Annotated in this window: 20 protein-coding genes, 4 tRNA genes and 1 pseudogene; 21 read left to right on the top strand and 4 right to left on the bottom strand. The window is 58.2% G+C overall.

Translation table 11 applies throughout. From position 1 onward, the window contains the following. The first annotated feature begins 94 nt into the window (after positions 1-94). On the top strand, positions 95-508 hold the full coding sequence (locus BN1936_RS08845) for a VOC family protein (RefSeq protein WP_022443063.1): 414 nt from the start codon (positions 95-97) through the stop codon (positions 506-508). Positions 509-574: 66 nt separating this feature from the next. On the opposite strand, the gene BN1936_RS08840 is transcribed toward BN1936_RS08845, so the two are convergent. After that, the gene (locus BN1936_RS08840) at positions 575-1,909 is read right to left on the bottom strand and encodes a sodium-dependent transporter (protein ID WP_022443062.1); all 1,335 of its coding nucleotides are present in this window, start codon (positions 1,907-1,909) and stop codon (positions 575-577) included. A gap of 402 nt (positions 1,910-2,311) precedes the next feature. On the opposite strand from BN1936_RS08840, the gene ilvB reads away from it, so the two are divergent. From ilvB to BN1936_RS08810, 6 genes and pseudogenes are all read left to right on the top strand, one after another. Then, entirely contained in the window at positions 2,312-4,054 is a 1,743-nt protein-coding gene (ilvB, locus tag BN1936_RS08835) for a biosynthetic-type acetolactate synthase large subunit (protein WP_022443061.1), read from the top strand. A 2-nt stretch (positions 4,055-4,056) separates the two neighbouring features. Then, positions 4,057-4,557 (top strand): acetolactate synthase small subunit, encoded by a 501-nt coding sequence (gene ilvN / locus BN1936_RS08830; RefSeq protein WP_022443060.1) that lies wholly within the window; start codon positions 4,057-4,059, stop codon positions 4,555-4,557. Positions 4,558-4,651: 94 nt separating this feature from the next. After that, positions 4,652-5,668, top strand: a complete 1,017-nt coding sequence (gene ilvC, locus BN1936_RS08825; protein WP_022443059.1) for a ketol-acid reductoisomerase — start codon at positions 4,652-4,654, stop codon at positions 5,666-5,668. Positions 5,669-5,864: 196 nt separating this feature from the next. Beyond that, positions 5,865-6,509: pseudogene (locus BN1936_RS08820) on the top strand (phosphatidylserine decarboxylase); the annotation flags it as partial. Between the two features lie 377 nt (positions 6,510-6,886). Then, entirely contained in the window at positions 6,887-7,708 is an 822-nt protein-coding gene (pssA, locus tag BN1936_RS08815; protein ID WP_022443057.1) for a CDP-diacylglycerol--serine O-phosphatidyltransferase, read from the top strand. A gap of 93 nt (positions 7,709-7,801) precedes the next feature. Then, positions 7,802-8,494 carry a fumarylacetoacetate hydrolase family protein gene (locus tag BN1936_RS08810; protein ID WP_022443056.1) on the top strand — a complete coding sequence of 231 codons (693 nt, stop codon included), beginning with the start codon at positions 7,802-7,804 and terminating at the stop codon, positions 8,492-8,494. A 98-nt stretch (positions 8,495-8,592) separates the two neighbouring features. Here BN1936_RS08810 and mltB read toward each other — a convergent pair whose 3' ends face one another. Next, on the bottom strand, positions 8,593-9,720 hold the full coding sequence (gene mltB, locus BN1936_RS08805) for a lytic murein transglycosylase B (protein ID WP_022443055.1): 1,128 nt from the start codon (positions 9,718-9,720) through the stop codon (positions 8,593-8,595). A gap of 162 nt (positions 9,721-9,882) precedes the next feature. Between mltB and BN1936_RS08800 the strand changes: the two genes are divergently transcribed. The 8 genes from BN1936_RS08800 (at position 9,883) to BN1936_RS08760 (ending at position 17,435) form a co-directional block, all read left to right on the top strand. Then, positions 9,883-9,958 (top strand) — tRNA-Gly (locus BN1936_RS08800). 31 nt (positions 9,959-9,989) lie between these two features. Continuing rightward, positions 9,990-10,063 (top strand) — tRNA-Cys (locus BN1936_RS08795). A gap of 21 nt (positions 10,064-10,084) precedes the next feature. Next, positions 10,085-10,160: transfer RNA gene (locus tag BN1936_RS08790), tRNA-Gly, on the top strand. A gap of 57 nt (positions 10,161-10,217) precedes the next feature. Then, a tRNA-Leu gene (locus BN1936_RS08785) sits at positions 10,218-10,300 on the top strand. A 201-nt stretch (positions 10,301-10,501) separates the two neighbouring features. Then, complete coding sequence (carA, locus tag BN1936_RS08780) at positions 10,502-11,695, top strand: glutamine-hydrolyzing carbamoyl-phosphate synthase small subunit (RefSeq protein WP_022443054.1); 1,194 nt, start codon at positions 10,502-10,504, stop codon at positions 11,693-11,695. 81 nt (positions 11,696-11,776) lie between these two features. Continuing rightward, positions 11,777-15,004: a carbamoyl-phosphate synthase large subunit gene (gene carB, locus BN1936_RS08775; RefSeq protein WP_049687195.1), complete on the top strand. Its 3,228-nt coding sequence runs from the start codon at positions 11,777-11,779 to the stop codon at positions 15,002-15,004. Between the two features lie 261 nt (positions 15,005-15,265). Continuing rightward, positions 15,266-16,342, top strand: a complete 1,077-nt coding sequence (gene mltG, locus BN1936_RS11220; RefSeq protein ID WP_082164548.1) for an endolytic transglycosylase MltG — start codon at positions 15,266-15,268, stop codon at positions 16,340-16,342. Between the two features lie 79 nt (positions 16,343-16,421). Further along, on the top strand, positions 16,422-17,435 hold the full coding sequence (locus tag BN1936_RS08760) for a hypothetical protein (protein WP_049687193.1): 1,014 nt from the start codon (positions 16,422-16,424) through the stop codon (positions 17,433-17,435). Positions 17,436-17,444: 9 nt separating this feature from the next. Here the strand turns inward: BN1936_RS08760 and BN1936_RS08755 are convergent, their stop codons facing one another. Then, a complete protein-coding gene (locus tag BN1936_RS08755) occupies positions 17,445-18,713 on the bottom strand; it encodes a tyrosine-type recombinase/integrase (protein WP_022443268.1) in 1,269 nt (422 codons plus the stop codon). A 200-nt stretch (positions 18,714-18,913) separates the two neighbouring features. Here BN1936_RS08755 and BN1936_RS08750 point away from each other — a divergent pair, with 200 nt between their 5' ends. The 5 genes from BN1936_RS08750 (at position 18,914) to BN1936_RS08730 (ending at position 24,146) form a co-directional block, all read left to right on the top strand. Further along, entirely contained in the window at positions 18,914-19,828 is a 915-nt protein-coding gene (locus BN1936_RS08750) for a hypothetical protein (RefSeq protein ID WP_049687192.1), read from the top strand. Between the two features lie 22 nt (positions 19,829-19,850). Further along, positions 19,851-21,875: a sensor histidine kinase gene (locus BN1936_RS08745; protein ID WP_082164547.1), complete on the top strand. Its 2,025-nt coding sequence runs from the start codon at positions 19,851-19,853 to the stop codon at positions 21,873-21,875. 74 nt (positions 21,876-21,949) lie between these two features. After that, entirely contained in the window at positions 21,950-22,207 is a 258-nt protein-coding gene (locus BN1936_RS08740) for a hypothetical protein (RefSeq protein WP_049687190.1), read from the top strand. A 10-nt stretch (positions 22,208-22,217) separates the two neighbouring features. Beyond that, positions 22,218-23,468 (top strand): hypothetical protein, encoded by a 1,251-nt coding sequence (locus BN1936_RS08735; RefSeq protein WP_049687189.1) that lies wholly within the window; start codon positions 22,218-22,220, stop codon positions 23,466-23,468. Between the two features lie 9 nt (positions 23,469-23,477). After that, complete coding sequence (locus BN1936_RS08730; protein WP_049687188.1) at positions 23,478-24,146, top strand: 4'-phosphopantetheinyl transferase family protein; 669 nt, start codon at positions 23,478-23,480, stop codon at positions 24,144-24,146. A 6-nt stretch (positions 24,147-24,152) separates the two neighbouring features. Here BN1936_RS08730 and BN1936_RS08725 read toward each other — a convergent pair whose 3' ends face one another. After that, entirely contained in the window at positions 24,153-24,830 is a 678-nt protein-coding gene (locus tag BN1936_RS08725) for a COG4648 family protein (protein ID WP_022443330.1), read from the bottom strand. Between the two features lie 306 nt (positions 24,831-25,136). On the opposite strand from BN1936_RS08725, the gene BN1936_RS08720 reads away from it, so the two are divergent. Further along, the gene (locus BN1936_RS08720) at positions 25,137-26,321 is read left to right on the top strand and encodes a hypothetical protein (RefSeq protein WP_022443331.1); all 1,185 of its coding nucleotides are present in this window, start codon (positions 25,137-25,139) and stop codon (positions 26,319-26,321) included. Positions 26,322-26,439: the final 118 nt, after the last annotated feature.

The following is a 26,439-nucleotide window of genomic DNA, read 5'->3' as shown; positions in this document are numbered from 1 at the left end:
TGACGCCGCGCGGGGCTGTCCGCCCGGCAGCCTTCGAGGCCCGCCCGCGTTACCTGCGGTCGGGTCTTAGTTTTTGGGTGGAGGAAAAAAAACGATGACTGAAAACGACGAACCGCTTGTCGTGCGGCTTGATCACCTGGTGCTGACAGTCAGGGACCCCCAGGCGACAGTGCGTTTTTATGAAGCGGTTCTTGGCATGAAACCCGTGCGGTTTGGAGAAGAGCGGCTCGCGCTTCAGTTTGGAAATACGAAGATCAATCTCCATCAGGCAGGGGCAGAAATCGCGCCTTACGCGCTCCGCCCCACGCCGGGATCCGCGGATCTCTGCCTGATCACGGAGGGGTCGCTCGATGCCGTGCGGGAGCGGCTTTCTGAAAACGGTGTTCCGATCGAACTCGGACCCGTGAAGCGCACCGGCGCCGCGGGCCCCATCCGCTCGGTTTACTTCCGGGACCCGGATGGGAATCTGATCGAGGTTTCCCGGTACGAAAATCAGGGAGGGTTCTGAAAAAGCAAAGGGGCAGTTCATGAGTGAACTGCCCCCTTCTTACTGGGTCTGAAAACGGGGGTGCTCTCAGGCGAAGCACCCCTGATAGATCACGAGAAGCACGACGATCGGCGCGATGATCGCCACCATCGCGTGAATAAAGGTGGTGTAGGCCGTGCCCCGGTTCTTCACGTAGTTCAGCTGCTCCTTGAACTTCGGCCAGGCGATCCAGCCCGTGAGAAGCGCGATAAAGAGACCGCCCATCGGGAGCAGGATGTTCGAGGAAAGGAAGTCGAGCGCGTCAAAAAGAGTCTTTCCGAAAACTTTCACATCCGACCACGGCCCGAAGGAAAGGGCGGAAACGCAGCCGAAGAGGAAAAGCGCGATCCAGCAGGCAAAGCACCCGCGCGGGCGCCTCACATTCCACTCGTTCCCCAGGTACGCGATCACGACTTCCAGCATGGAGATCGAGCTCGTAAGGGCGGCCGTGAGAAGGCAGATATAGAAAAGCACCGCGAAGAACGCTCCGCCCGGGAAATGATCAAACACAATCGGCAGCGTCACAAAGACGAGCCCCGGACCGGCGTTCGGATCGAGCCCGAAAGCGAACACCGCGGGCAGAATCATGAGACCGGAAAGAATGGAGCCGAGAAGTGCGAGGAACGCGATCCATCCGGAAGAGGACGGAATATCCGTCGTTTCCTTCACGTAGCAGCCGTACGTGACGATCGTGCCGCAGCCAAGTGAGAGCGAGAAGAACGTAAACCCAAGCGCGTTCAGAATGGTGGACGCGCTCATCGTCTCTGGGTGGATTGCGAAGAGGAATTCCACCCCTTTCATCGCGCCGGGGAAGGTGAGGCTTCGGATGAGGATCACCACCATCAGGATAAAGAGGAGCGGCATCAGGAATTTCGCGATCCGCTCGATTCCCTTCTCAACGCCAAGCGCCACGACGCCGCAGGTGAGCGTGAGGAAGCAGAAGTGCCAGAAGACATTTTTTACCGGATCCGACACGAGTACCGCGAAGCCTTCTTTCAGCGTTTCCGCGTCGCTCGAAAGCACGCTGTTCGAGAGCGACCCGATGAGGTACGACACACACCAGCCGCCGACCACGGAATAGTAGGAAAGGATGATAAAGGAGGAGATCACACCAATAAAACCGGCGATCGCGAAGAACGGCCCTCCCATCTTCTTCATCGCCTGAACAGCGGAGCCACGGCCGGCCCGGCCGACCGAGGCCTCAGCCATCAGGAGAGCAACACCGATCGTGAAGGTGAAGATGATATAGGGAATGATGAAATTTCCGCCGCCATTCGCGCCCGCCCAGAAGGGGAATTTCCAGATTGCGCCGAGGCCGATGGCTGAGCCCGCGGAAGCGAGAATGAAGCCGATACGCGAGCCCCATTCGGTTGATTTCGCCATGTTGCTGTCCTTGATTTTTTTGTGAGGAGAGCCCCGGAGAAGAGGGGGATCTTTGTGAGATTCTCCGAAGAAGAACCGAAATATCTCTCGAGAGGCAGAGGAAATGTCGCGCCGGGAGGTCCTTCAGAAATTCTGCTACGAATTGAAAGAATATTGATAATACCCGGTTCTGTCTAGTTGTTTCCCTGTAGTTCTGCTGAGTTTCCTGTTGGCAAGCCAATGTTCAAAAGTGTATATTTTTTTATTATTGGTTTTATCAAAACCAGGAACACGTATCAATCGATCCGCAGAACGGACCTGAGCAGATGCGGCAGCAATTCGAGTTGACCGACAGGCTGGCCAAAAGCAGTCCCGGAGGTCTCCCAATCAAATCCAGATTAGGTTTGAAAGGAACGCAACTATATGAATGCCAGTGAGACGGCCGCCCGCGCGGCCGGAACGCCGATTACAGGCGCTGAGATCGTCTGTCGGGCGCTCGCCGAGGAAGGGGTGACGAAGGTTTTCGGTTACCCGGGCGGAGCGGTCATCCCGATTTATGACGAAATCTTCAAGCAAAGCGCTTTCCGGCACATCCTGACGGGGCACGAGCAGGGCGCGGCGCATGCCGCGGATGCCTATGCGCGCGCTACCGGAAAGCCTGGCGTCCTTATCGTGACGTCTGGTCCAGGCGCGACAAATGCCGTGACCGGCATCTCGACCGCCTACAGCGATTCCATCCCCCTCATCATTATTTCAGGCCAGGTAGGCACCTCCTTCATCGGCACCGATGCTTTCCAGGAGTGCGATACCGTGGGCATTACCCGCCCCTGCGTGAAGCACAATTTCCTCGTGCGTCATGTGGAGGATCTGGCGAAGACGATCAAAGAAGCCTTCTATATCGCGACGACCGGCCGTCCGGGTCCCGTGCTGATTGATATTCCGAAGGATATTCAGCTTCAGAAATGCGTTTTCGACTATCCCGAGAAAGTGGATATCCCGACCTATAAGCCGATTATCCGCGGTCACATGGGGCAGATCAGGAAGGCGCTCAACGCGCTTCTCGACTCAGCCCGCCCGCTGATCCTTGTGGGCGGCGGCGTGGTGCTGTCGGATGCCTCTGAACTGATGAATCGGTTTGCCCGGCTGACAGGAATTCCCGTGATTTCGACCCTGATGGGGCTTGGCGGTTTCCGCGGTTCGGACCGCAAGTTCCTCGGCATGGCCGGCATGCATGGAACGCTGGAAGCGAACTACGCGCTGCAGAACAGCGAGGTTCTCATTAATTTCGGCTCCCGGATGGAAGATCGTTTGGTCTCCAATGTCCCGGATTTTGAAAGCCGCCCGAGAACTGTCATTCATATCGATGTGGACCCTTCATCCATTTCGAAACGCGTGAAGGCTCAGATCCCGATCGTGGGCGACGTGAAGTCGGTGCTCGCTGACATGGTGAGCCTTCTTGAGGAAGAGGACTATCGGCAGAACACCGAGCTGCTCACGCCCTGGTGGAATCAGATTGACGAGTGGAGGTCGAGGAAGTCGCTTGATTACCCGGCTGACAGCAAGTCGATCATGCCGGAAGCGCTGGTTGAAAAGGTTCAGGCCGCAGCTCCCGCGGACACGATCTATACCACCGACGTGGGCGAACATCAGATGTACGCCGCCCAGTACCTGAAGCTCGATGAACCGAGACACTTCCTGACGAGCGGCGGTCAGGGCACGATGGGCTTTGGACTGCCCGCCGCGGTCGGCGCTGCGGTCGCGTTCCCGGATAAGCCGGTCGTCTGCTTCACGGGTGACGGGTCGATCCAGATGTGTATCCAGGAGCTGATCACCTGCAAGCGTTACGGCCTCGCGCCGAAGATTGTGATCTTCAATAACGGATACCTCGGCATGGTGGCGGTCTGGCAGAAGCTTTACTGCGGCGGACGGCTTTCCGAAACGACGCTGGATCCGCAGCCTGACTTTGTGGCGCTTGCCAAAGCCTATGGGCACGTCGGCTACCGCTGCCGCACGTACGCGGAACTCGACGCGGCGCTTAAGGATGCTTTCGGGGAAAACCGGAACGAATGCTGCGTGCTCGATGTTCAGATCAAGCGTGATGAACCCGTGTACCCGATGGTTGGGCCTGGCGAAGGTCTCACCCGAATGATTCTGAGGGAGGAATGAGAATGAGCGGAGAAAGACACGTGATTTCGATTCTCCTCGAGAATCGCTCCGGGGCGCTTTCGCGCGTCGTGGGACTCTTTTCGGCCCGCGGCTACAACATTGACAGCCTTACGGTCGCGCCGACTGAGTCTGAACACCTCTCGCGCATGACGATCGTGAGCCACGGTGACGAAGCGCTCGTGGAACAGATCACAAAGCACCTCAATAAGCTGATTGAGGTGCTGAAGGTGGTGGATCTGACTGAGGCTCCCTATGCGGAACGCGACCTGATGCTCGTAAAGGTCAGGGCAGCGGGCCGTGAGCGCGATGAAATGATGCGGCTTACGGATATTTTCCGCGGTCACATCATCGACGTGACGGAACGCTCTTTCACGATCGAGATCACCGGCGACGCCGGAAAGCTTGACGCATTTCTCACCGCGATTGATCCGAAGCAGATTCTCGAAACTGTCCGGTCAGGCGTTCTCGGGATCGGCCGTGGCGAACACATTCTGAAGTCCTAGCAGCAAAAGAGTTTCTTATTTACTGATCTGAATTTACCGGAAGACCGAAGCCGGTCTTCCATCTGACGAGGCCCAGCGCCTCTGGAGAAAAAGCATGAAGGTTTATTACGACAAGGACTGTGACCTTTCCATCATCAAGGGCAAGAAGGTCGCGATCATCGGCTACGGTTCCCAGGGACACGCCCATGCGCTGAACCTGCATGACTCCGGCGTCAATGTGGTGGTCGGTCTGCGCCCGAACGGCGCCTCCTGGAAGAAGGCTGAGGCAGCCGGCCTCGCAGTCGCGTCTGTAGAGGATGCTGTGAAGGGTGCTGACGTCGTCATGATGCTGATCCCGGATGAAAACATCGCGAAGACCTACCGCGAGCAGGTTGAGACGAACATCAAGCAGGGCGCGGCGCTCGCTTTTGCCCACGGCTTCAACATTCACTACGGTCAGGTGATCCCGCGCGAGGACCTCGATGTCATCATGGTCGCTCCGAAGGCGCCGGGCCACACGGTCCGCTCCACCTATGCCGCCGGTGCCGGTGTACCGCAGCTCGTAGCTGTTTTCCAGGATAAGTCCGGCCGCGCGATGGATATCGCGCTCTCCTACGCCTCCGCCAACGGCGCCGGCAAGGCGGGCATCATCGAAACGACGTTCCGCGAAGAGACGGAAACTGACCTCTTCGGCGAACAGGCCGTGCTCTGCGGCGGTGTCGTTGAACTCGTGAAGACAGGCTTTGAGACGCTCGTGAAAGCCGGGTACGCGCCTGAAATGGCGTACTTTGAATGCTTCCACGAAATGAAGCTGATCGTCGACCTGATGTACGAAGGCGGTATCGCGAACATGGACTACTCCATTTCGAACAACGCGGAATTCGGTCAGTACTGGACGGGCCCGAAGGTTGTGAACGAAACCTCCCGTGCCGCGATGGAACAGTGCATCAAGGATATTCAGTCCGGTGTCTACGCGAAGGCGTTCCTTGAAGAGTGCGCATTCGGCTATCCGGTGCTCCGTTCGATGCGCGCGCAGACCGCCCGTCATCCGATCGAGACCACGGGTGAGAAGCTCCGCGCGATGATGCCCTTCATCACGGCTCATCGCCTGGTTGACCGCAGCAAGAACTGATCCGTCACGCTCGGCCGTAACTGACGCTTTCCGCCGCCCCGGGGAATCCTTATTCTCCGGGGCGGCCTCGTATCAGAAGGGACACTCTCGCGGAATGAAAACGGATACGAGGGAGGCGTAGAGAAATTGCGCGGTCACCCTGATAGAATGCCCTATCGGAAATACGTTTTTGGTGAGATCCTGGAGATCAATATCTATGGATAAAAGAATCTATCCCCATCCCATCTTTGCAAAAGAGGGTTGGCCCTTCATGGCGGGCACGGGCGTTCTGGCGCTCCTCGCGACAGCGATGGGCTGGGGCTTTCTGAGCGTCGTCTTCTGGGCGCTTTTCATTCTTGTGGTTCAGTTCTTCCGGGACCCGGCGCGTGAGATTCCCCAGGGTGAGAAACTCGTGCTTTCCGTCGTTGACGGCCAGGTTCTGAAGGTTGAAAAGGCGAAGGATCCCTATACGGGACGCGACGCGATTCTGATCTCCGTCTTCATGAATCTTTTCAACGTCCACAGCCAGAAGTCTCCGGTTGACGGCACCGTGCTGAAGAAGGTGTACCGTCCGGGCAAGTATTTCAACGCATCGCTCGATAAGGCAAGCGCTGAGAACGAGCAGTGCGGTCTCGTGGTGCGGGCGGATGATGGAAACCTCGTGACGTTTGTTCAGATCGCGGGGCTCGTCACGCATCGCATTCTGAATTACGTGAAGGAAGGCGATCATCTGAACCGGGGCGATCGTTACGGCTTCATCCGTTTCGGAAGCCGCGTGGATATGTACCTCCCGCTGAACGCCCGTCCGAAGGTGGTGATCGGTGAAAAGGTCTGGGGCACGACAACCGTCCTCGCGGTTCTTGGCGAGGCTCTGGATGAACCCGAGGCTCCGCTCGCGGAGTCGGATGAGACCTCTGTGACCGCGCCTGCGGCTCCTCAGAGTGAGACTCCCGCTGCTCCGGCCGCGGCCCCCGCAGCTTCCTCAGCCCCTGCGGCTGAAGCGGAAGCTCCGGCTGCTCCTACGGAGGCCAAGCCCACGGAGTCCGAGCCGGCTGCTGCCGCTCCCGCGGAGACTGAGGCAGCCGCTCCTGCCGCGGCTGATTCCGCGAAAGACGCTGATACCTCCGCGAAGTAAGGCTTCGGCGCTCTGACCGTTCCCCCAAAAAAAGCAAAGCGGATGCCAGGATAAGACCCGGCGTCCGCGTCTGCATTCAGTTATTCAGGAAAAAGACGATAAAAATGACTTCAGAACACATCCCGGGTCAGCGAGTTCCGCTTACCGAAATCGGAAAGCGCAATATCAGGATTGTCCGCACGCGGGGCATCTACGTTCTGCCGAACCTTTTTACGACGGCGTCGCTTTTCTGCGCGTTTTACGCGATTGTCCAGGCTATGGCCGGGCACTTTGATATTGCCTCCATCGCGATCTTCTTCTCGATGATTTTTGACGGCTGTGACGGCCGTGTCGCCCGCCTCACTCATACGCAGAGCGAGTTCGGTGTCCAGTATGACTCGATCGCGGATATGACGGCGTTCGGCGTGGCGCCGGCCCTCGTGATCTATCAGTTCGCGCTTTCCGGCCTTGGGAAGATCGGCTGGGCCGCGGCTTTCATTTACTGCCTGGGCGCCGGTCTCCGTCTTGCCCGCTTCAATACCAATGTGAAGGTCGTGGATAAGAGCTTCTTCCAGGGGCTTCCGAGCCCGGCGGCTGCCGCCCTGATCGCGGGGTTTGTGTGGCTCGCGGTGGATAACAAGCTCCCCGCCTGGACGGGCGACGCTCTTCCCTGGATGGCCGCGGTGCTCGCCGTTTTCGCCGGCCTCACGATGGTCTGCAACGCGCCGTTCTTCTCCGGCAAGAGCCTTGCCGTGGTGAGAACCGTGCCGTTCTGGTTCCTTTTCGTCGCGGCGATTCTCTTCATCATTATTTCGAGCAATCCGTCACTCTCGATCTTCATCATCTTCTGCATTTACGCCGTGTCGGGCTACGTCTATCAGGCTTATCTCTGGTGGAAAGGCCGTCCGAACCCCGTGAAGCCTGAGCGTGATGAGGAAGAAGCCTGATCTGGCTTTTCCGCCGAAGCCCTGAGGGCAGCAGGCATAGAATGAAACATCATGCGGACGCGGCGCGAGCCGCCCTTTATCAGAGGAGTTCCTATGTCATTTCTTTTTGCACCGCCCCCTCAGGCCGTTCTGCCGATCGTGGGGGAGAAGAATCTTTACTTCTCCCTGCATCGCGTGTATTTCATCGGTCACAACTACTCGGCCCACAATAAGGAGCTGAACGCTCCGGACGAGCCGGTGATCTTCCTGAAGCCTGTTGACGCGGTTGTGCCGGTTCCGGAAGGAACCGTGGCCGAAATTCCGTATCCTCCTCAGTCCGATAATTTCCAGCATGAGATTGAGCTCGTTGTCGCGCTGAAGTCTGGCGGCCGCGACCTCACGCCCGAAGAAGCCGAAAAGGCGATTTACGGCTTCGCGGTCGGATGCGACTTTACGCGCCGCGACTGGCACTTCAGGATGCGTGACAAAGGACAGCCCTGGGAAAAGGGGAAGACCGTTGACAGCGCGCTTCCCGTCACAGCGCTCCGCCCGATTGAGCGGACACCGGAACTGCAGAATCTGGGGATCTGGCTCTACGTGAACAGCGAAAAAAAGCAGGACGGCAATATCGATCAGATGCTTTTCACGCCGGCTGAGCTGATCAGCCATCTCTCGAAATTCTGGGAACTGAAGGCGGGTGACATTGTCTTCACCGGAACGCCGGCCGGTGTCGGTCCCGTGAAGAAAGGCGATATTCTGAAGGGCGGCATCGCGGGTGTCGGTACGCTCGATATGAAGATCGTCTGATACGTCAGTCCTGCTCGCCTTCGGGAGAGGCAAGAAAAAAACCGACCTCGGTACGGAACCGGGGCCGGTTTTCGCGTTTTGGGAAATGATCGTCGGCTTCAGGAAGAGGCGGAGCCTGACGCCATGCTGGCCGCCGCGCTGTCCATCGAGATCGTTTCGATTTCCTCCGCGAGATCAGACACGGCGCTGGCGTAGAAATAGCTGTGGTTATAGTTCAGAATCGTCTGGAAATTCCGGGTTCCGAGGCGATACTCCGTCGCCTGCTTTCCATCCTGGTCGCGGTACGGGAGATCGACGATCATCAGAGGTTCGTCGCCCGGGATATTGAGTTCAAAATCCGGAATGAACCCGGCCCGGAGCGCGTGGTCAAACGTCGTATCGGTGGCGATACCGCCGGTCACAAGGCGCATATCGGCGTCGCTGTCCGGTGTGCAGGAGAAGAACGGCGGAAGCCCCCGGACCCAGCCGTGGCTTGCGAGGTAGTTTGCTACCGAGCCGATCGCATCCGCGCTCGACCCAACGAGATCGATCTGACCGTCCCCGTCAAAGTCGACCGCGTATTTGCGCACCGAGGAAGGCATAAACTGCCCCATGCCGATGGCACCCGCAAAGCTCCCATAGACCGTGGCGGGATCGAGATGCTGCTCGCGAAGCAGCAGGAGAAACTCGGTGAGTTCCGTCCTGAAGTAGTCCGCGCGGCGCTTGTAATCGAAAGTGAGCGTGCAGAGGGAATCCAGAACGCGGAAACTGCCCTGGTTTCTGCCGTACACCGTTTCAACGCCGATGATCGACGCTACGATGTCACGCGGAATGCCATAGCGGTCCTCCGCCTTCCCAAAGGCTTCGTCGTTTTCCTCAAGGAATTCCGATCCCTTCTCAATCCGGGATTTTCCGACCATCCGGTGCTGATAAACCCGCCAGTCGCCGCGGACCGCGGTTTTCGGCGCGTTCGGCTTCCGAGGTTTCGGCGTCATCAGCTGTTCCACGCGGGCTGAATACGTGGCCTGCGCGAGAACGTCCTCGATGAAAGACTTCGGGAGCTGCGTTGCCGCGGCCGTTTCCTCAATGTAAGCCTGTACCTCAGGCATCGCGGGGTAAGACGTATCCTCGCTCGACTCCGTCTTTCTCAGAGCCGGATCCGGAAGCTGCGCGCAGACAGCCGCCGGCAGCCCGGGTATCGCGGCTGTCAGAAGCAGTGTCAGCAGATTTCGGCGGCTCAGCGGCATGGCTTTTCTGATTAAGTAAATGGAAGTCCTATCTCATTAATTATATAGGTGCGTGTCAATCCGTTATGGGCGGAATCGTAACGAAAAACCAGAAGAGGGAAAAAATCTTAGAGCTCTAACCCTTGACAAACGGCTTTTTATCCGTAAAATTTGTATCCCTATGCGGGAGTAGCTCAGTTGGTAGAGCGCAACCTTGCCAAGGTTGAGGTCGCGAGTTCGAGACTCGTCTCCCGCTCCAGGATTCTTCAGTAGTGCTGAGGAAGAGTGGTGGCGCGATAGCAAAGTGGTTATGCACCGGATTGCAAATCCGTTCACGGCAGTTCGATTCTGCCTCGCGCCTCCATAATTCAGCAGGCGTACTGATGCGGGAGTAGCTCAGTTGGTAGAGCGCAACCTTGCCAAGGTTGAGGTCGCGAGTTCGAGACTCGTCTCCCGCTCCATATTCGAGAAGAGGAAGCTTTCAAGGGCTTCCTTTTTTCATATCTGCATCAGCGAGTGCCCGGGTGGCGGAATTGGTAGACGCAGGGGACTTAAAATCCCTCGCTTCGGCATACGGGTTCGAGTCCCGTCCCGGGTACCAGGCATTTCCAGAGACGTTCGTCTCACAGTATAATAATCAGTTAACCGCGACAGACTTTCGGTTTCGGAGGTCTCGAGCAACACAATCTGTAAGCCGGTGCCTTCTTTTCCCTTCAAAGCTGGTTCCGGCTCGTGCGCCCCGAAAGCGAGGAACCCGTCGGTTGCCCGCCGGGCACACTGTTTAACGTAACGGGAGAAGCACGTGAGCTCACTCATTCAAGACAACCGGCCTGAGGCTGTACTGGCCCTGGCCGACGGAACGCTGTTCCGCGGCCGTTCCATCGGCGCGCCCGGTCGTGCCATCGCTGAAGTCGTTTTCAATACGTCCATGACGGGCTATCAGGAAATCCTGACAGATCCGTCCTACACCGGTCAGATCGTCAATCTCACGTATCCGCATATCGGCAACGTGGGCGTGAATAACGAAGATACCGAATCGGGCCGCATTTACGCAGCGGGCCTCGTCATCGAAACCCTTTCTCCCATCGTCTCGAACTTCCGCGCGAAGGAAACGCTTTCCGAATACCTCACGCGTTCCGGCGTGGTTGGCATTGCGGAAGTCGATAACCGTCTCCTCACCCAGATCATCCGCGATCGCGGCGCGCAGGCAGCCTGTATTCTGACGGCGGCGAACGGCACGCTGACGGAGGATGAGCTGAACGCCGCTGTGGAAGCCGCAAAGAGCTACACCGGCATGGTGGGTCAGGACCTTGCTCAGGTCGTGACCACCAAGGCCCCGTACGAGTGGACCGAAGGCACCTGGCAGATCGATAACGACACGGGCGCCACCTCCTACACGAAGCCTGAGCTCCCCTTCCACATCGTGGCTTATGACTTCGGCGTGAAGCAGAACATTCTCCGCCTTCTCGTGAATCAGGGACTGCGCGTTACCGTGCTGCCTGCGAAGACTTCCTTTGAAGACGCGATGAAGTATTCCCCGGATGGTTTCTTCTTTTCAAACGGCCCGGGAGATCCGGAACCCTGCACGTACGCGATTGAAACCGCGAAAAAGATTCTGAAGTCCGGCATTCCGTTCTTCGGCATCTGCCTCGGGCACCAGATCCTCGGTCTCGCGGTGGGCGGAAAGACCGTGAAGATGAAGACCGGTCACCACGGCGCCAATCACCCGGTGATCGATGTGAAGACGAAGCACGTTTACATCACGAGCCAGAACCATGGGTTTGCGGTCGACGCCTCCACGCTTCCCGCGAATGTCCGTGTGACGCACGAGTCGCTCTTTGACGGCACGCTCCAGGGAATGGAGCTCACCGACGCTCCGGCCTTCAGCTTCCAGGGTCACCCTGAAGCGAGTCCGGGACCTCAGGACATTTCCCCGCTTTTCGAGCGTTTCGGACAGATGGTCCGTACATACGCTGAAAGCAAGGCGGCCAGGTAATTTTCCGGTAATTCTTAATTTTGGCCTTTGCCCGGGGAGCGCTACGGCCACTCGGGGAAAGGCGGCAGACAGGATAGCGAAATGCCAAAACGTCAGGACATAAAATCCATTCTCATCATCGGCGCTGGCCCGATCATCATCGGCCAGGCCTGTGAGTTTGACTACTCCGGTGCTCAGGCCTGCAAGGCGCTGAAGGAAGAAGGGTACCGCGTCATTCTCGTGAACTCGAACCCCGCCACGATCATGACGGATCCGGGGCTCGTGGACGCGACCTACATTGAGCCGATCACCTGGGAGGTGGTTGAGCGGATCATCGCGAAGGAACGGCCCGATGTGATTCTGCCGACGATGGGCGGTCAGACGGCGCTCAACTGCGCGCTCGATCTGAAGAATCACGGCGTGCTCGATAAGTACGGGATCGAACTGATCGGTGCCTCGCCGAAAGCGATCGAAAAAGCTGAGGACCGCAAGCTCTTCAAGGAAGCGATGGAGAAAATCGGCCTTGAATGCGCGAAGTCCGGCATCGCCTACAACATGCAGGAAGCGCTCGAAGTGCAGCAGACCGTGGGATTCCCCACGATCATCCGCCCGAGCTTCACGCTCGGCGGCTCGGGCGGCGGCATTGCCTACAACATGGAAGAGTTCGTGCGGATCTGCCAGCGCGGTCTCAAGCTTTCCCCGACGCACGAGCTTCTGATTGAAGAGTCGCTCCTCGGCTGGAAAGAGTACGAGATGGAAGTGGTCCGCGATCACGCGGATAACTGCATCATAGTCTGCTCAATTGAGAACCTCGATCCGATGGGCATCCACACGGGTGACTCGATTACCGTTGCTCCGGCCCAGACGCTGACCGACAAAGAGTATCAGATCATGCGTAACGCCTCGATCGCGATTCTCCGCGAGATCGGCGTGGATACGGGCGGTTCGAACGTGCAGTTCGCCGTGAATCCGAAGAACGGCCGCCTGATCGTGATCGAAATGAATCCGCGTGTGTCGCGTTCGTCCGCTCTCGCTTCCAAGGCGACGGGTTTCCCGATCGCAAAGGTTGCGGCAAAGCTCGCCGTGGGTTACACGCTTGACGAGCTCCGGAACGACATCACAGGCGGCAAGACCCCGATTTCCTTCGAGCCGACGATTGACTACGTCGTGACGAAGATGCCGCGTTTCGCCTTTGAGAAGTTCCCGCAGGCGGATGACCGCCTGACCACGCAGATGAAGGCTGTGGGCGAAGTGATGGCGATCGGCCGCACGTTCCAGGAATCCTTCCAGAAGGCGCTGCGCGGGCTTGAGACCGGTAAGGACGGTCTTGACAGCAAGACGTCTGACCGCGAGCAGATCGTGTACGAGATTTCCGACGCGGGTCCCGAGCGTATCTTCTATGTCGGTGACGCGTTCCGTATCGGCATGACGCTGAAGGAAGTTCAGGAAGCGACGAATATCGATCCGTGGTTCCTGATCCAGATCCAGGAAATCATCGATATTGAGAAGCGGCTTGAAGGCCGGACGCTTTCCTCGCTCACGCGGGAGGAGCTCCTCTTCCTCAAGCAGAAGGGCTTCTCCGACCGGCGTCTCGCGAAGCTCCTCCACGTGTCTGAGGATGAAGTGCGTTCAGACCGCTGGATGATGAAGCTGCACCCCTCCTATAAGCGCGTTGATACGTGCGCCGCGGAATTCAAGACCACAACCGCTTACCTCTACTCCACCTACCACGGCGCGAGTGAGGCCGATCCGGATGACCGGAAGAAGGTGGTGGTGCTTGGCGGCGGTCCGAACCGCATCGGTCAGGGTATCGAGTTCGACTATTGCTGCGTCCACGCCGCTCACGCGCTCCGCGAAGATGGCTACGAGACCATCATGGTGAACTGCAATCCGGAAACGGTGTCGACTGACTATGACACGTCGGATCGCCTGTTCTTTGAACCGGTGACGCTCGAAGACGTGCTCGAGATCTGCCGCATTGAGAAGCCGTTCGGCGTCATCGTGCAGTACGGCGGTCAGACCCCGATCAATCTCTGCCGGAAGCTCGAGAAGGAAGGTGTGCCGATTCTCGGTACGACTCCGGATTCAATCGATATCGCGGAAGACCGCGGCCGGTTCCAGAAGCTTGCTGCTGACCTTGGCATCCTGCAGCCGCCGAACCGCGCGGCCCGGTCCGAGGAAGACGCCATTGTGATGGCGGACGAAATCGGGTACCCGCTTGTTGTGCGTCCGTCTTACGTGCTTGGCGGCCGCGCGATGGATATCGTCCACAGCCGGAAGGATCTCGAGGCCTACATGCGTGAGGCGATCAAGGTGAGCAACGACAGCCCGGTGCTCCTTGATCGGTTCCTGGATGACGCGGTGGAAATGGACGTTGACGCTGTGAGTGACGGCGACGAAGTCCGGATCGGCGGCATCATGCAGCATATCGAGCAGGCCGGCGTTCACTCGGGCGACGCGGCGTGCTCGCTTCCGCCTTACAGCCTCCGCCCTGAGCTTGTTGAAGAGATCAAGCGTGAGACGAGACTCCTTGCTGAGGCGCTGAAGGTGAAGGGCCTCATGAATGTGCAGCTCGCCGTGCAGCACGCCTACTCCGAGAACCCGAAGGTCTACATTCTCGAAGTGAATCCGCGCGCCTCGCGTACCGTGCCGTTTGTCTGCAAGGCGACCGGTGAGCCGCTCGCGAAGATCGCGGCCCGCGTGATGGTCGGTGAGACGATGAAGGCTCAGGGAGTCAAGGTTGAGGTAACGCCGAAGTACATGTGCGTGAAGGAAGCCGTGTTCCCGTTCACCAAGTTCCTCGGTGTGGACCCGGTCCTTGGGCCTGAAATGCGGTCGACCGGCGAAGTGATGGGTGTCGGCGCGTCGTTCGGCGAAGCGCTTTATAAGGCTGAGCTCGGCGCCGGTGACCGTCTCCCCGAAAAGGGTACGGCGTTTATTTCGGTCCGCGATGTCGATAAGGCCCGCGCGGTGTCGGTTGCCACGCACCTCCGTGATCAGGGCTTCAATATCGTCGCGACGCGCGGCACGGCGGCTCTTCTGCAGCATGCGGCGATTCCCTGCCGTGTGGTGAATAAGGTTTCTGAAGGCCGTCCGAACGTGGTCGATATGATCAAGAACGGTGACGTGCAGCTCGTGATCGCGACGGCTGACGAATCCCGTACCCAGATCAGCGACGCGCGTCAGATCCGTCAGACGGCGCTTGCGCAGCTCGGCGTTGTCTACTACACGACGATTTCGGGCGCAGCCGCAGCGGTTGAAGGCCAGAAGCACGCGAAGGATGTCGAAGTCCGCAGCCTGCAGGAACTTCACGCGATGAACCGCGCCTGAGTGTCTCTCTGATCCCGGATTCGTCCGGGAATCACGGGACCTGCCGGCTTTCCTGTTACACCGGGGAAGCCGGTTTCTTTTGTCTGGTAAGGAGCGCGAAGCGCTGTTTCTTTATCTGAAACTTTTCGATACGGCTCCGGGGCTTCTCCCGCCCGAACCGGATTCAGAAATCTTTTATCATCAGAAAAGTTTTGTTTCCGCAGCGGTCCGGGGAAAGCATTCAGGCCCGTCTGCCGTATTTGCTGATTTTTGCGTTATTTCATGAAACGGATCCGATTTGACCGGAGAGCCACCGTTGTAGTGGTCATTCTCCTGGCCCTGCTTTTTATTTTCCAGCCCATATCCTGGACGACCGTTCCGAAAAACGGTGTGCTTTCGGTGATTATTGACCGGACAGACACAACGACAGCGGACGCGGTGAGGAAACTCCGTCTCTCCGGCGTTCAGACACCGGAAGTGATCCTGTACCCCGTGGTGTCGGCAGCGAGCGCGTTTTCCTCTTCGGGTCTGAAGAAGGGCTGCTATCAGCTTTCCCCGAAGTCGCCTTTGATTTCGCTTTTCTTCAAGCTCGCCGCAGGGCGCGTGAGTTATCTTGTGATCCGGATCCCGGACGGAGCGAATATCTGGGGGGTTGAGAAACTCTTTAAGGAGAGCCCGGATCTCGATCGGAAGCTTGCGGATTTTTCGGACGCTTCTCTGAAAGCGGATCCGGAGGTTTTCAGCGGGTTTGATCAGGATATTGATTCAGTCCGCAAAAAATTCAGGGAATCCGCTTCTGTCAGTTATTACGAAGGGCTCGCCGCGCCGGACACGTACTACTACAAGCCGGGGCAGTCTGACGCGGCGCTTCTCGCGAAGATGGTGCGTCATCAGAAGCAGATTCTGGATTCTGAGTGGCAGAACCGCGATACGGCGGCTACCGCTCTCATCCGGACGCCGTATGAGGCGCTGATTCTCGCGTCTCTTATCGACAAGGAAGCGGGGCAGGGGCAGGAGAAATATCTCGTGTCGAGTGTCTTCTATAACCGCCTGAAAATCGGAATGCCGCTTCAGACCGATCCCACGGTGCTCTACGCGAAGGGGCTTGAAACCCGCTCTGACCCGAAGAACATCACGAAAGACGATCTGCTGAAAGACAATATTTATAATACGTACCGCCAGCGCGGCCTTCCGCCTACGCCGATCGCCTGCCCGTCACGTGAGGCGATTCACGCCGCGATGCATCCGGCGGACACGAAGTATCTTTATTTTGTCGCGTCCGGGGCCGGCCGCTCCAAGTTTTCAGAAACGCTCGGCGAACATAACGCCGCCGTGAATCAGTACATTCTGAAGAAATAACGGGGGGAATCCTGAAGGAGGCGGCTCTGCCGCCCCTTTCTGTTTCTCCCGTTTCTTCACACCAGCGAAGGAAAAACCTATGCCGCTCGCGATTTACCCCTGGCAGGAAGCGCTCAGCCGGGATCTGGAAATCTTCAGACACCGGATGCCGAGCGGCATTATCGTAAGCGGACCCCGGGATATCGGCACCTATGAGCTCGTGCTCGCTTTCACGAAGAGCCTGATGTGTGAGAATCCGGCGCCGGACGGTACTCCCTGCGGAAAGTGCCCGGGGTGCCGGCTCGCGGAAGCCGGTACTCACCCGGATATCCGTTTTCTGCTTTCGGAAGAGGAGGCTGCGAGGCACGATCTGCCCATCCCTGAAAGTGCCGGGAAGAAACTGTCGGACGAAATCTCCATCGCATCTGTCCGTGAGCTCCGGGACTATGTGGCGCTGAAGCCTCACCGGAGCCCGAGGCGCGTCAATCTCATTTCGCCTGCGGACCGCATCCGGCCGGACGCCGCCTCAGTCCTTCTGAAGATGGTGGAGGAGCCGCCGCCTGACCTGAGTTTCATCATGATCGCGGAGGATCTCGACGCTATTCTCCCGACGCTTCGCTCGCGCTGCGTTCTGCTTCACGCGAGGAAGCCGGACCCGGAAGCCGCAGCGTCCTGGCTTGAAGCCAAGGGGCTGAAAGACTTTGATGAGCAACTTGCCGAAGCGGGCGGAAATCCGCTTGCCGTGATCCGCGGTCATAAGATCGTTCCGGATGAGGCGAGGGCGCTTTTCCTCGGCCTCCTTAAGACCGGGAAGCGGCTTGATATCACCAAGGTCGCTCCGGGTGTCGGCACTGGCTGGAAGCTCGATGCCTGCGCGGATTTTCTTTCCCGCTGGGGCACGGATCTCATCCGCGTGAAGTCCGGTCTTCAGCCGTCCTACTTTGTCGGCGAGACACCGGAACTGCAGTCAATCGCGCCGGGCGCGGACCTTCAGAGGCTCTTTCACTGGCTTGATGAAACGGAGTCCCTGAAGCGGGCTTCCTCAGTGCCCCTCAATAACAAGCTCGCGCTGGAAAAGATTCTGGAAAGCTACCGCTCGGTTTTCAGGAGCTGACTGGCTGCCTCAGATTGGCTTCACCTTCTTGAATTCCCGGATCACCCGGGCGTCCGCCGGCACAAGGTAGAGCGATGTGGTGGAGAGAGACGAGTGGCCAAGCGCCGTCTGCACGACATTCACCGGCATGGATTCAAGGGCGGTTTCAGCAAAGGTGTGCCGCAGCCAGTGAGCGGATGCCGTGCGGAGCTTCGCGCCGTCGATCGGATTCTTCTGATCCGCGAGAAGCGCTGCTTCCTCAAGAAATTTTTTCAGTATGCGGTGAAGTCCGGAGCGGGAGAGGGCGTCTGTCGAGTTCTTCGGCCGCTTTCCCTTTCCGAGATTCGCGAGAAGCGGGGTTCCCTTGGGGCAGCTTCCGATCGGGGGAAGCCCCCGGATCTTCAGATAGGCGTTGAAGGCGTCGAGATGCTCCTGCTGAAGCGGCAGGCGGCGGACCTTGTCCCCCTTTCCGATTACCTCAATAATGGTGACGGATTCGTTTCCGATCCGGCGCTGCGTGATCCAGTCCGCCGTAGCGGAGAGCATTTCGCTCGCCCGCATACCGAGTCCCTTTCCCATCATGAGAATGGCTTCAAGCCTCGACTTTTCGATCCCGTCCTCCATGGCGTCAAGGCACCGGAGGACGTCGCTCCACTGCTCAGGTGTGAGTGATCGGTCAGAAAACTCTTTCGGCGCACCTTCCCCGGGGAGAAAACGGACACGCTGCGGGACCTGATCAAAGGGATTTGTGCGGAGGTAGCCGGTTTTCGTGAGAAAACTGAAAAGGAGCTTCACCACTGTCAGAGCCTGACGCCGGCTCGTGTGGGAAAGCGGTCCGTTGAAAGGGCGCCACGCGGGGGAATCCCGCCTTTCGCTCTTCTTTCCAATCCACTGTGCGGCCGGAACCCGCCACTTCCGGCTCCAGGCTTCAGGCGTGAGACGCGCGAGATCCTCAAGCCACCGGAGATACTGAGAGGCCTGAGGGACGGTTACCGAACTGAGAGCCGTGTTTTTTTCCATGATGCACCAGAGGAGAAACCGTTCAGCCTCTTTCTGATAAGCGCTTCGGGTGTTGGGGTTTGAGGCGCGCGAAGCGAGCCAGGCGTGGATCGCTTCGAGGTCGTTTGAAGCATCAAGCGCGGATTTCTCTTCAGGCCCCCGGTTCCGCCCCTGGGATCCATCGAGGAGCGCGGGGAGGCCAAGCGACTCGAGAGGCGCGATGCCCGGAGCGGTCCTTTCCGAGGAGAGGATCACTGCGCAGCCTTCGATTTCTGGATTGGCGTCTGATTTGGCGGACATCCGGCCTCTGATCCCCCCGGTTCAATAAAAGAATCTGTCTGAAGCGGAACACCGTGAGGTGCAGCCTCCCGCATTCCGTTTTATCATTTTATGAATTTTCCGCCCGGCGGTCCCTTATGCGCCGGGTTTTGTTACCCGTACACGAGCGAAAGATTTCTTTCGTTCTCCGTGGAAACCTGAACTGAGGTTTTTTTAAAGCCATGATTGCCGCTTTTGATATTGCCTTTGCCGGTGCGCAGAAGGTTGAAACGACTACTACCAATCAGCCGCTCGCGCAGGCGATTATCGGCGTGGACCAGCTGCTGACGATGGGGTCCCGGGCGCTCTACGGCTATCTGATTGATCCGGAAGTGGACGTGCGCCGCGATCCGTCGCTCACGGCCTATAGCGTTGATCTCGGGTTCAGGAAGAATTTCGGCATGGCGCGCCGCGCTCAGCTGGCTGGTGTCGCTGAGTTCATCAATCCGCCGGAATCTTCTGTCGGTGAGGCGCTGGGCTGGCTTGAGACTGAAAACACGTCTCTGCTGGGGCTCTTCCAGCTGCTGAAGCAGATCGCCGGCCGCCGTATTGACGCGGTCACGCTGAAGGATGATACCGTTCTTATCACCTGCGGCCGCGATACCTATGAAGTGTCGACCCATACCTACAAGCTTTTCCGCCACCTCGGTGTACGCGAGGCGGTTGAGCAGCTTGCCGGTGTCTTCAAGAATCCGGAAGTGCAGGCAATTGAGATCCGTAACCGCGCGACCGGCAATGTGACCGTGAAGCTCGCGCGCGAGGATGCCGCGTTCTACGCGGTTCCGAAGGAAGAGGAAGTGGTGCTCGTGGATGATATCCACACCCGTGCCCTGATGCTCCCGACCTCCAACTTCCGCGATGATCAGATCTGGACCTTCTTCGATGGTGAACAGACGATCCGCGCCCGTATGGCGGATAAAGACTTCCTCCGTATCATCGATAACGGTGTCTTCCGTCTGAACGCGGATGACATCCTGATCGTGAATCTTCATGTAAAGACCGTTCAGACTCCTGCCGGTCTCGTGAGCGACTACGAAGTGATCCGCGTCCTGGATCACCGTAAGCCCGGAAAGCACATTCCGATCCCTGGAGTCTGATTTTCGGAACGGCGTTTCGCTGATGCGATCTGATCGTCCGACATACACTGAGGCATGCCGCGGATTTTCTCCGCGGCATGCCTTTTCGCGTCTCGCGGGTGTTTCGCTGAAGAAAGCCGTCGCTTTGCTTATGGCGGCGGCGATCGCGTTTCCGGCAGCGGCTGAACCGATCGCGGCGGAACTCGTGGCTCCCCGGTCGCAGGCCGCGGGAAAAACAGCGGTGCCGATGCCGAGCCGCTCGGTACTGGATCCGGATTATGCGCCTCAGATGATGAGCCCCGGGCCGCTCGCGGACGGCCCCGCGTCTCCCGCGGACATGAACGCCGCAGTGAGGATCGGAATCCAGCAGACAACCGCAGTGACTGTGCTGCAGCCAGGCGACGGCGGGTTCCTCGATCGCACGAAAGACCGTATCCGCGAGGCTTTCGGTTCCCGACGGGTGGAATTCATGACGCTCACCCGAGGGGAACTTGCTGAGGCGATCCGGAACGGTGACGTGGATTTCGTGATCGGGCAGTCAGACTTCATTGCTCAGGCGCAGATGGAAAATAATCTCCGTCTGATCGCGTCTTTCTGGCCGGTTGAAGCGCGTGACGTGAATAGCGTTGCCTCCGCGGTTTTCTTCACCAAGGCGCAGAGTCTCGATGTGCAGTCACTCGCGCAGCTCGGTGATCACACGGTTGCCGCGATCAGTCCGGATTCATTCCCAGGGTATCTGGTTCCGCTTTATGAGCTCTCGCGCCGCGGCTACGCGCCGGGTTACCTTCAGGAGCTCTACTTCACGGGACCGCCGTATGAAAATGTGACGCGCGACGTGCTTTCCGGGAAAGCCGCGGCTGGTATTCTTCCAGCCTGCGTGCTCGAGGCGCTCGAGCGTCAGAAGAAGATCAGTCTCTCCGACTTCCGGATTATCAACCTGAGGCGGGAAACCGAGCTTCAGTGCTCGCATTCGACCGATGTGTTTCCATCGCTTACCGTCGCGTCTCTTCAGAAGACTGACGGCAATACCCAGAAAACAATGGCAACCGCGCTTTACCTGATGCCGCATTCAGGCCGAGAGGCTCAGTGGGCACTGCCCGCTTCCATGCAGAGCGTTCTCGATGTTTTTTACCGCCTGAAAATCGGGCCGTATCAGTATCTCGCGCAGTGGAGCATCCAGCGGTTTGTGAAAGAAAACGCGGCAGAGGTGGCGGTTGCGCTGATTTTCATCCTGATGGTGGTGTCATACGCCGCAGTGCTTCAGATGATGGTGCGGCGAAAGACTCTCGCGCTTCGGAAATCGATGAAGGAGCGGCAGCGCTACGAGCAGGAAATCGCGGCGTCGCGTGAGCATATCGCCGCGATTGAGCGTACCGGCATCATCGGCCAGATGTCCTCCATGATCGCGCACGAGCTGAAGCAGCCGCTCGGTGCCATCAATAATTTCGGAAACGGCCTGCTGCGGCGCCTTCACCGCGGCCCCGTGGACCTCAAGGTTCTCGAAGGGGCGCTTGAGGAAATTGTCGGGCAGGGGACCAGGGCGTCAGAGATTGTTGACCGTGTCCGAGGCTACGCGAAGCACCCCGATCCTGTGATGCAGGTGCTCGATATGAAGCCAGTGCTCGAGAAAGCGGCGAAGGAATTTCACCATATCTATCCAGACGCGACGCCTATTACGCTTGCCTGCCTGCCGTACTCCTGGGCTGAGGTGGATGCCTGGGAAATCCAGCTCGCAGTTCTGAATCTCCTGAAAAACGCGTCAGAAGCGCTTCATGGCTGCCCGGATCCTCAGATCCATATCTCGCTTAAGGATGTTGATGGCATGTGGCATCTGTCAGTCGCGGATAACGGGCTCGAGCTCACGCAGGAAAAGGCGGATCTGTTCTTTGAGCCGCTTCACACCGGGAAAATGTCTGGCATGGGGCTTGGGCTCTCCATTGTGGCGAATATCGCTGAGCGTCATAAAGGGCACGCCATGGCGGCCCCGAACACCGCTATTGGTCACGGCTGCGTGATGACAATTGTGTTGCCAAAAGCAAAAGCGCCGATCAGTCTCGGGAAGTCCTGAGGCGTGAGCAGGTAGAATAAGGGATTATTCTGATAGGGGCCGTTGAGAGCTCGGAATCAAGAGGGAGAGGAATTTTGGACGACGAAAAACTGAAGCGGATCTTTTTCGAGGTGCTTCGGGTCATCGCGGCGATCGTGGTGCTGTACTGCATCTGGCAGGTCGTGAAGACGCAGGTGCTCTATTTCCAGGAAGACGGCCCCCGCTTCGGGGTGCCTCTCCGCGTCGGCTGCCGCCGCTGCGCAGAGCCCCGCCGCCTCTCAGAGCGCTTCCGCCGAGAAATAACGCAAAAGGCTCCAAACCCGATTCAGAACGTCCGTGAACAGTTTATTTAAGGAGAAAACGATGAAGAAAGTTTCCTGTGTCTCTCGTACCGCAGCCGCGGCAGCTGCAGCGCTGCTTCTCCTTTCTGGCTGTGAGACGCCGGTGCCGATCTGGCAGCCGCCTCTCGGCGGCGGAGAGACTTCGGGGACGGGGTCTCAGACCGTGACTCCCGGAACCGCTCCTGTGACGGATCTATCGACCTCTGACGTGAAGAAACCGGCACCGGTTGCTCAGACTCAGTCACCCGCTCCCACGACGTCCTTTTCGACAGAATTTGACGCGGCCGCGGCGGCTCCTGTGCCGATGCAGCCGGGATTCGTGATCACAGGGCAGGGAATCGATGACGGGAGCCCGGCAATTCTGATTACGCTCGACGCCCGGAACAAAGACTCCGCGATTCTCAGCCGCAGACTGGTTCTTCGGATTCCTGAAGCGATGGCAACCCGCGTGGGGATCGAAACGCCGTCCGGTGTTGAACCGGTCTCCAAGTGGCTTGAAGAGGCGAAAAGCACGATGGTTTCAGCTCCCGGCGCTGTCGGAGCCGGAACGGACGACATTCAGCTTCGCGTGAAAAGCGTGGCTTTCCCGGGAGATGTTCCCGGTATTGCTCTCGATATCGGAAATATGGCTGAGCTCGGGAAGCGAGACTTCCTGATCGCGATCCGCGAAGTGGATGCGGCGTTCATCAATGTCACGGAACCGAGCGGCGGAGCGACGCTTCATCAGTCGCTCCGTCAGTGGATTGAGACTCATGCCGGGTACGAATTCCGGGTGCCTGAAGCCAAGCCGATGCCGCTGATTCCGGAGGCCTTGGAAACCTGGCAGGCTTACACGTCGATTGATAACCTCAGGACAGACGGCGGAATCGGTGAGGCGAAGGCTAAGGATCTGATTCCTGATCTCCGCATTACGCTTTTCCCGGAGGGACTCGCGGGTGACGGTACGCTGCAGGCCCCGGATGGGAAGACTTATCCTGTCCGCCGCTGCTCGATGACACCCGGAACCGCGGTTCCGGTCTGCGGTGTAAAGCCTGGCGCGCTGACCGCGACAGCTGAAGCTGCCGCGCCCGGAGACGGCCGTGAGTGGATTGAGGTGACGGGCGGCGCCAAGGTTCAGGGCGTGGGTCCGATCCTGCTTAAGGTCGGCGACCGGCTGCTCACGTCTGACGAAGGACGGATTTTCTTCTGGAAGAAGGGAACGGGCGACATCGCTGAAGTGAATTCAGGCGCGAGCCGCTTCACGGGTACCGCAAGGCTTGATACGACCCACTAAGCAGGGCAGATGGAAAGCCGTCTAACACTTCCCGTTTACGCGGAGATTGAGATCACCGAGAGGCCTGTGACACCTGAGTGTCTCGGGCTTCTTTCGGATGAGCAGCTCGCGCGGGCCGCGCGTTTCACGAAGACTCTCCGCCGTAACCAGCATATCTGGGCCCGGGTTCTGATCCGGCTGCTCGCTGAGAAGCTGTACCCCGATATTCCGCGTCACGCGATTCAGATTGTTGAGGATCCGCCCCGCGCTCCCCGGATCGTGCTTCCGGGCGGTGTGCTTCGGACATCGATCACGCATAGCGGGAGCCGCGTGGCGTGTCTCATTGACTCCGAAATCTGTGCGGCGGATCTCGAGAAGATAGACCTCTCGCGTCCTCTCCTTCGCTACGCGGACGTAGCCTTTAATCACGAAACAGCGGCGCGTGTCAAAGCGGAGCCTGATATCGGGACCGTTTTTTTCAGGGCCTGGGGGGCCTATGAGTGCGCCGTCAAGGCGGACTGCCCGAGAGCGTTTTACTGGGAAGATCACGAGCCGCGGATCCGGGGCATGGTGGTCAGAACCGACCTCACGGACGGCTGGATGCGGGTGACCGCGCTTTCAAGAAAGGCCCCGGTCACACAATGGCGACCGGAGCCTGAGGTGCTAGAAACTCTGGCGGCGTCCGGCCGCCAGAGCTGAAGCGTTTTATTTCTTCTGCTGCATCTGCTGCAGCGTCGCACGGTTCTTTTCCGCCTGGCGTTCGAGATCCCGAAGAATAAAGCCGCGGGCGGCTCGCTCCGTGCCATAGAAAATCAGGATCACAAACCAGGCGACACCGCCATTCCAGAAAGCCCAGGACTTGAGATTGCCCCAGAAGCAGGTCAGCGCGGCAACCGCGCCGAGCAGCACAAAGAGCACGATCCAGACGTAGGAGAGGCTCCGGGCGTAGACCCGCTGAGGATCCGTCTTCGCGCCTTCAGGACCCGCGACCGCTTTGGCGACCATGCCGTCATCCTTGCCGAGTCCGATGAAGAGCGCGAAGATCACGAGAATCACCGCGAGAACCGGCCAGAACTTCAGCATCAGAAGGCTCTGCGAAAGCGCGACAAGAATTCCAAGAATCGCCGTGACCATTGCCATGATCCCGGTAAGAGCGTTCGGCTTATAGAGAATCCGAAGCAGAGTCGCGAGGATCAGAAGACAGGCGGACGCCGCAACGCCGAACCGAGGCTCTATGAAATACGTGACCCCGGGGAAGGCGATAAGAAGCAGCAGTCCGAGCCAGGAGGCGATGCGGCGGGGCAGGGTGTCAGTGTTTTTGACAGGACGGGCCGCGGTAACAGGAGTGTCAGCCGGTTTGTTTTCAGTCAAGCGTTTGGACATGGAATTATTTTGCCTTCTTGATCCAAGGTTGTTTGGTCATCCGAAAGGAGAAGAATACCGCAGTTCAGCCGTACCTAGTTTTGGGAACGGGGGAAATCGGGAACAGAAAAAACAATCAGAGACTACAGAAAACATGATCTAGTACCGTGTCGCCTAGGGATAACTGAGTAACTTCGCTCCGGGTTTCTTTTTTGGAATACGTAAGATATTTGAAGGACATCTTTATAACGATCCCCCGGACAAATGGAACCCAACCTCCACGCGTCTACGAAAAAAGGGTCCCGAACCCTGTAATAAGAGGCTGTCATGTTCAACAATATGTTCTTCTATCTCTTTATATGCCTGCTCTTCTTCGGTATCGGAGATTTTCTCTCAGTGCTTACCAAGGCGAAGGTTTCCTCCGTTTTCGTGAGCCTGCTTCTTTTCCTGATTGCCTTTATTACGGGGATCATTCCGCCTGACATCATCAAGCAGGCGGGTCTGGCGGATTTCGGCAAGTGGGCCATTCTCTTCATTGTGTTTTCGCTTGGCACCACCATCAATCTCCGTGAGCTGATTGATGAGTGGCGGACGCTCGCCGTTTCCTTTATCGCGATGGCGCTCGTTGTCGTGACCGGGTTCGCTCTAATCCCGGTGATCGGCAAGAATGAAGCGCTGGTCACGATCCCGATCGTGAATGGCGGCATTGTGGCGACCCAGATCATGACGACCGCAGCTCTTGAGCATGGCTTCGCTCTGGCCGCGGCCCTCGGTACGATCGTGTACGCCGTGCAGAAATTCTTTGGCACGCCCTTTGCCTCCCACTTCGGTATCAAGGAAGCGGAATCAGTGGTTGCGGATTTCCGTAAGACCGGCGTGAATAAGTACAAGAAAGAAGCGCCGAAGAAGGAGGACGGGACGCTCTCGAATCCCAACTTCTTCGAGCGCAATAAGAAGTACTACGGTGTTTTTGTGTCTCTCGCGATTACGGCGCTCTTCGCTTGGCTCTCCTTTGTGATCGGCAAGATGACTCACATCTCCGCTCCGATCTGGGCTTTGCTCCTCGGTGTTGTCGTGACTTCTCTGGGTCTTGTGCCGAAGAACATCCTGCTTCACGCGAAGTCGCTTGGTATTTTCAATGTGGCCTGCTTCGCGACGATTATTCCAAGTCTCGCGACGATCAAGCCTTCGCAGCTCCTGGGGCTTGGCGTCAATACACTCATCATTTTCGCGGCCGTCTTTGTCGTGCTGTATCTCGCTTTCTGGCTTCTTCCGTTCTGGAAGATTCTGGGGTCGAAGAATATGGCGCTCGCGGTTTCTGTCTGCCAGCTGCTTGGCTTCCCGGCGACTTATCTGATCGCAAACGAAGTCGCCAAAGCGGTCGGTGAGACGGAAACTGAACGCGAGGTGATTCTTGACGCGATTCTCCCGAAGTACCTGGTGGCTGGCTTTGCGACTGTGTCGTCAGTCTCGGTTCTGATTGCCGGTATTCTCGTTCCTTTCGTCGGATAAAAGGCTTCCGTCCTGAATGAATAACGCAACGGCGTACGGAAGGCGCAAAAATAACGGATGCGCCTGTCCGCCGCCGTTTTTTCACGGCCGGTCTCAGCGATTAACTTTTGAGGGGCAA

Source organism: Dakarella massiliensis, assembly GCF_001182045.1.
Classification (GTDB): Bacteria; Pseudomonadota; Gammaproteobacteria; order Burkholderiales; family Burkholderiaceae_F; genus Mesosutterella; species Mesosutterella massiliensis.
This window is presented reverse-complemented; position numbering and strand designations above follow the sequence as displayed.

Bases quoted from the DNA above. Each gene is read 5' to 3' on its own strand.
- BN1936_RS08845 (WP_022443063.1), top strand. From the start codon at position 95: ATGACTGAAAACGACGAACCGCTTGTCGTGCGGCTTGATCACCTGGTG.
- BN1936_RS08840 (WP_022443062.1), bottom strand. From the start codon at position 1,909: ATGGCGAAATCAACCGAATGGGGCTCGCGTATCGGCTTCATTCTCGCT.
- ilvB (WP_022443061.1), top strand. From the start codon at position 2,312: ATGAATGCCAGTGAGACGGCCGCCCGCGCGGCCGGAACGCCGATTACA.
- ilvN (WP_022443060.1), top strand. From the start codon at position 4,057: ATGAGCGGAGAAAGACACGTGATTTCGATTCTCCTCGAGAATCGCTCC.
- ilvC (WP_022443059.1), top strand. From the start codon at position 4,652: ATGAAGGTTTATTACGACAAGGACTGTGACCTTTCCATCATCAAGGGC.
- pssA (WP_022443057.1), top strand. From the start codon at position 6,887: ATGACTTCAGAACACATCCCGGGTCAGCGAGTTCCGCTTACCGAAATC.
- BN1936_RS08810 (WP_022443056.1), top strand. From the start codon at position 7,802: ATGTCATTTCTTTTTGCACCGCCCCCTCAGGCCGTTCTGCCGATCGTG.
- mltB (WP_022443055.1), bottom strand. From the start codon at position 9,720: ATGCCGCTGAGCCGCCGAAATCTGCTGACACTGCTTCTGACAGCCGCG.
- carB (WP_049687195.1), top strand. From the start codon at position 11,777: ATGCCAAAACGTCAGGACATAAAATCCATTCTCATCATCGGCGCTGGC.
- mltG (WP_082164548.1), top strand. From the start codon at position 15,266: ATGAAACGGATCCGATTTGACCGGAGAGCCACCGTTGTAGTGGTCATT.
- BN1936_RS08760 (WP_049687193.1), top strand. From the start codon at position 16,422: ATGCCGCTCGCGATTTACCCCTGGCAGGAAGCGCTCAGCCGGGATCTG.
- BN1936_RS08755 (WP_022443268.1), bottom strand. From the start codon at position 18,713: ATGTCCGCCAAATCAGACGCCAATCCAGAAATCGAAGGCTGCGCAGTG.
- BN1936_RS08750 (WP_049687192.1), top strand. From the start codon at position 18,914: ATGATTGCCGCTTTTGATATTGCCTTTGCCGGTGCGCAGAAGGTTGAA.
- BN1936_RS08745 (WP_082164547.1), top strand. From the start codon at position 19,851: ATGCGATCTGATCGTCCGACATACACTGAGGCATGCCGCGGATTTTCT.
- BN1936_RS08735 (WP_049687189.1), top strand. From the start codon at position 22,218: ATGAAGAAAGTTTCCTGTGTCTCTCGTACCGCAGCCGCGGCAGCTGCA.
- BN1936_RS08730 (WP_049687188.1), top strand. From the start codon at position 23,478: ATGGAAAGCCGTCTAACACTTCCCGTTTACGCGGAGATTGAGATCACC.
- BN1936_RS08725 (WP_022443330.1), bottom strand. From the start codon at position 24,830: ATGTCCAAACGCTTGACTGAAAACAAACCGGCTGACACTCCTGTTACC.
- BN1936_RS08720 (WP_022443331.1), top strand. From the start codon at position 25,137: ATGTTCAACAATATGTTCTTCTATCTCTTTATATGCCTGCTCTTCTTC.